Source organism: Escherichia sp. AM3 (assembly GCF_032029835.1).
In the GTDB taxonomy this organism is placed as follows: domain Bacteria; phylum Pseudomonadota; class Gammaproteobacteria; order Enterobacterales; family Enterobacteriaceae; genus Escherichia; species Escherichia coli.
Window position 1 is genome coordinate 1 of sequence record NZ_JAVUPQ010000257.1, and the last position, 1,728, is coordinate 1,728.

At 40.2% G+C, this 1,728-nt stretch carries 2 protein-coding genes and 1 tRNA gene; 2 read left to right on the plus strand and 1 reads right to left on the minus strand.

Annotated features, from left to right (window positions below):
* Window positions 1-3: 3 nt before the first annotated feature.
* Both RTW80_RS24780 and RTW80_RS24785 read left to right on the plus strand, forming a co-directional pair.
* Window positions 4-77 (plus strand) — tRNA-Gly (locus tag RTW80_RS24780).
* 446 nt (window positions 78-523) lie between these two features.
* Entirely contained in the window at window positions 524-781 is a 258-nt protein-coding gene (locus tag RTW80_RS24785; protein WP_024017360.1) for a hypothetical protein, read from the plus strand.
* A gap of 33 nt (window positions 782-814) precedes the next feature.
* On the opposite strand, the gene yecR is transcribed toward RTW80_RS24785, so the two are convergent.
* Window positions 815-1,135, minus strand: a complete 321-nt coding sequence (yecR, locus tag RTW80_RS24790) for a YecR family lipoprotein (protein ID WP_001232281.1) — start codon at window positions 1,133-1,135, stop codon at window positions 815-817.
* Window positions 1,136-1,728: the final 593 nt, after the last annotated feature.

The following is a 1,728-nucleotide window of genomic DNA, read 5'->3' on the forward strand; positions in this document are numbered from 1 at the left end:
GAAGCGGGCGTAGTTCAATGGTAGAACGAGAGCTTCCCAAGCTCTATACGAGGGTTCGATTCCCTTCGCCCGCTCCAGAATCTCCCCAGGTAGAGAAGACTAAAAAAGTCTTCTCTGTCAGCAACTTAAACAGTTACCTATTTAATTTGCTTAGGAGTTCTACCATTGTGATCCGCCCTTAGTAACTGTCACGTTAAGTTACACGGTGAGATGACAGTATAACCTAACGTTGGCGGCAGTTGCACCTCTCACACCGCGATAGCACAACGTGAAGATAAAGCCCATCCTGGCATTGTAATGTCATCGACAGACTGAACACACGCATTTAAGCCCGATGTGCGGCCTTGTGGCTGCGTAAACAGGTTTATGGTGATATTGGTCCTTGCAAACCATATGCAAGCTCTATCAGCGTTTCAGCCACGCTCCCAACGGGTACACGGTTATCCTGATAAGGTGTGATCTTTCTGACAATCTGATGAAGTCGCTACGCTCCCGCTTGTTGCTGTATCACCAACGGGGCTTTATGGTTTCTATTGTCTATAATAATCTCACAATTCCCCTGCATGAGGTTGATATGACTGTTAGCTACAAGATTACTTATGAGCATAGAGACGGTGATCAAATTAGAATGGAAGAGGTTTTATTCCATTCAGAGCATGAACCAACAAAAGATGAAATTCATGATGCAGTAAGAAAAGATACTGTGAGATTTAATTCTCCATCTAATGGAGTAACGGCTGTTTCAGGGTTTAAAGTGATTTCGGTTGTCCCTGTTCCATGAATGGTTATAGAAGGGGCTGGAAGCCCCTAATTATTACTTCTTAATATCGCCAGTGCATTGATATTCGATAGTCACAAGTGTTTGCATACAACCAGATGAAGAAGGTTGTGAACATTGAGAAGTGAATCCACCAAAAGGCTCGGCTCCTGAATATCCCCAAGCGGCACAACGCGCTTTGGCTGCATTCATGCCTTGTTGTGGATCTACAACAGGGCTTTCAAACATACCGTAAGAATAACTCATCCTAACTGTGCCGTCTGATTTGCTTCCACCAGTTGGAACGAGTTGTTTTTTTGTTGCACATCCAGAAATAATCAATGTTGAAGCAAGTAACAGCATTAAACTTTTGCGCATGTAAATAATCCCAAGAGATAATGGTTATGTATTGATTTAAAGCGTTTTTAGATTAATGCATTAACTTAGCAAAATTAAGTCTTTTCTGATTGTTTGCAGAGTAAAAATGAGTTGCTTTCGAAATTATTTCGGATGTTTATTGTATTACGGTTTTTCAAACCGTCTAACTATTGTCGCTATTGAATGGGCAATAATAGCAAGAGGATTCATTTCGTCATTGGAGGCAACAAAAAGTCGGTAACTAATAGCCACAACGAATGCAGCAATAACGAGAAAGCGGATAGTGCTAAGATGTTTTGAAGATAAATGCATAACGCCCCCTAAATGAATGTGAGGGGGATTAAATCATGCAAATTTGTTGTGTGCAATACTGGTAATTTATCCTAATAGTCTACTATTCACCTCAATCTACGTCAACCAATATTTGATGTAGATTTAATTTTCTTTTAAAAACAATATGTTGTTATTTGTTGAATTTTGGGGTTAGGTTGTTTTTTGAACGTTTTCATCAAGTGTAAAGATACGTTTAGCCTTCATAGTGAGTTCAGTTACTGTCTTTTTCTCTGAAATCGGCGCAAACGTGATCATCGCTT